At 63.6% G+C, this 2,701-nt stretch carries 4 protein-coding genes; 1 reads left to right on the top strand and 3 read right to left on the bottom strand.

Translation table 11 applies throughout. From position 1 onward, the window contains the following. A partial coding sequence (locus tag EN914_RS39505; protein ID WP_245497881.1) for a helix-turn-helix transcriptional regulator occupies positions 1-327 on the top strand: 327 nt, incomplete at its 5' end. Positions 328-351: 24 nt separating this feature from the next. Here EN914_RS39505 and EN914_RS31205 read toward each other — a convergent pair. The 3 genes from EN914_RS31205 to EN914_RS31195 form a co-directional block, all read right to left on the bottom strand. Further along, entirely contained in the window at positions 352-969 is a 618-nt protein-coding gene (locus EN914_RS31205; RefSeq protein WP_024502981.1) for a LysE family transporter, read from the bottom strand. Positions 970-1,098: 129 nt separating this feature from the next. Further along, a complete protein-coding gene (locus EN914_RS31200) occupies positions 1,099-2,235 on the bottom strand; it encodes a helix-turn-helix transcriptional regulator (protein WP_024502982.1) in 1,137 nt (378 codons plus the stop codon). A gap of 64 nt (positions 2,236-2,299) precedes the next feature. Further along, the coding region (locus tag EN914_RS31195) for a helix-turn-helix transcriptional regulator (protein WP_164779041.1) at positions 2,300-2,701 on the bottom strand (402 nt) is incomplete at its 5' end.

The raw sequence follows: 2,701 nt of genomic DNA, 5'->3' as shown, positions 1-2,701 counted from the left end.
GTCATTCATCTCCTGCCGCTGCGCCGTGCCGCGCACGAGATCTTTTCCGGGGCTGACATTCTGGTTGCGGCGACGGCGATGAGCGCCAGCGCCCCCGTGCCGTCGCCAAGCTTGCTTGCCGGCCTGTTCGACCTGACGCCCGCAGAGGCGCGGCTGGCGGCCTCCCTCGCGCAAGGGCGGCCATTGAAGGAGGCAGCGGCAAGCTCCAACGTCACCGTCAAAACCAGCCGCACCTATCTCGAACGGATCTTCGCCAAGACCGGGACGCGGCAACAAAGCCAGCTTGTCGCTTTGCTGAAGAGCGCGGAACTGCCCAGCCGCGGATGAGAAGAGGGCGGCTACAGCCGCCGCTCAATGTCCAAATGCGGAGAAGCCGAGCGCCACCAGGGTTCCTCCCAGCGCGATGTCCGCATGCTTTCGAAAACGACTGTAAAATCGCTGCGCAACCGGTTGGGAGATACAAAGGCCGAGCAGCCCAAACCAGGCAATGGCTATGGCAAAAACCAGCACAGACAGGGGTAGGTGCGTTGCCCCGCGCGCATCCAGATTCAGCGTGGAGGACGCGAAGAACAATGCAGTTGCAGGGTTTGCCACTGCCGTGACAAAGCCCAGCCGAAAATATCGCGTGATTGGAACGGGCTTCGGCACGTCGAAGCCAACCTTGATCGACAGCGCCCGCCGCATCGAATTCCAGCCGATGAAGACCAGCATCGTGCCGTAGAGGCTTGCGGCGATCTGGTGTGCAAAGCCCCCTGACGGCAACGCTCCGGCGCCGGTCGCGACGACGGTCGCCAGCGAACTCGCGCCCAAGGCAACACCGGCGGCGGCAGACAGAGCCGTGGCGCGCGAAGCGGTTAGCGCGGCTTGCGTGACGACGGCGAAGTTGGCGCCGGGCAGCATTGCCACGAGCGCATAGGAAATGGCGAATGGAAGCAACCCCGCCACCACGGCGTGTCCGGTTTCGAACATCGACTTTCCCCGCATCGACAGCGCCCCCTCCTCAAGCGAGGCCGCTGCAATCGGGGTCGAAACTTGCACACAATGCTTTGCCTCCGACAGTCGGCATATGCCGACTGTCGGGTTCCGAAAATCAGGTTTCTACCTGCGCCCGCTGAGCGGTTCGGTGCTCTTGAGCAGCGCCACCAGTTCGCTCTGCTGGCGGGTGCGGGTCCTGGAGAATATCCGTTCGAGATAGGTGCGACCGGTTTTTACGGTGATGTTCGAACTGTCGGCGGCTTCCTTCAGCGACCGGCCCGACGCCAATGCCGTTGCCAGGCGGGCTTCGGCCGGCGTCAGGTCGAACAGCTCGCGGACATGCAACTCGAAGCTCTCGGTGTTGCGGCGCGCGACTTCGGTCACCATGATCACCGCGCAGCGCTCCGAGGCCAGGCCGTAGGTGCGGGCATCGACAAAGGGCGCCACCGAAAGCACCAGCCGCGCCAGGCCCGACCGCTGGCGATGGGATGGTATGAGCAGCGTGCCGCCTGTTCCCGGCATGGCGCCGTCCGGCAAGGTGCAGGCGTCAACCACCAGACGTTGCAGCAACTGCGCATCCTCGGCATTGGCAGCGACGATCATCCCGTCCCTCAATCTTAACGGACTGTCCGGCCGCATCAACATCTCTTCGGCGGCCTCGTTCATCCGCGCGATCTGCTGATGGCCGTTGACCACGAACACCCCGAAGGGCAGGTGCGAAAAGGCGGATGCCAGTGCCGCTGTCCTCTCCAATTGTTGGCCGATCTGCCCGGCACGCAGCACATGCGGCACGATCTTCTGGAACAATCCCATCTCATCGGCGCCGAACATATCCTGTCTGGATCCGCGATGGATATCGAGCACCCATTGCGCGCCGTTGGCGGTAAGCAGGTTGCAGACCAGCCCGTGATACATGTCGCGCGGCCTGAACCAGTCCTGCCAAAGTTCACGCCGCCGGAATGCCGTCTCGTCCAGCATCATCGGCCAACGCGTCACCTTACCGACAGGCAAGGCGGCCGCGGCTGCGGCCAGCGGGTCGCGCATGAGGGCCTCGAAGCACTGTTGCGAGGAAAATTCGGGATCGTGGTCGGTGGCAACCACGTCGGCGGTTTGCGGACTCATGCGCACGATGCAGGAGCGCGAGCCGCCGAACAGGTCACGCATGCTGTTTATCGCGTCGAACCAACGCTCCTGATCGTAGGCTGCCTCGTAGACCTTGCCGATCACGGCGGAGACCGTTTCGATGCTCACATTGGACATTGACCGCTCATGGACGCTTTGCAAACGACACTGAAGTTCCGTCGCAATTTAAAGGGTGTGTACGTCATCTGCGCCCGGTGAGCGGTTCGGTGCTCTTGAGCAGCGCCACCAGTTCACTCTGCTGGCGGGTTTCGGTCTTGGCGAAGATGCGTTCGAGATAGGTGCGGCCGGTCTTTACTGTGATGTTGGACGCTGCCGCGACCTCCTTCAGCGAGCGTCCCGACGCCAGTTCCGTCGCCAAGCGGGCTTCGGCCGGCGTCAGGTCGAACAGCTCGCGGACATGCAACTCGAAGCCATCGGGGATACGGCGGGCGACCTCCGTCACCATGACCACCGCGCAGCGTTCGGATGCCAGGCCATAGGCGCGGGCATCGACGAACGGGGCCACCGACAGCACCAATCGCGCCAGGTCGGATTGCCGGCGATCGGACGGCACCAGCAGTGTACCGCCGACGCCGGGCATGAC

It is taken from the genome of Mesorhizobium sp. M7A.F.Ca.CA.001.08.2.1, assembly GCF_003998455.1.
In the GTDB taxonomy this organism is placed as follows: Bacteria; Pseudomonadota; Alphaproteobacteria; order Rhizobiales; family Rhizobiaceae; genus Mesorhizobium; species Mesorhizobium ciceri.
Note: the sequence above shows the minus strand (reverse complement) of the source record. Positions and strands in the feature narration are given on the sequence as shown.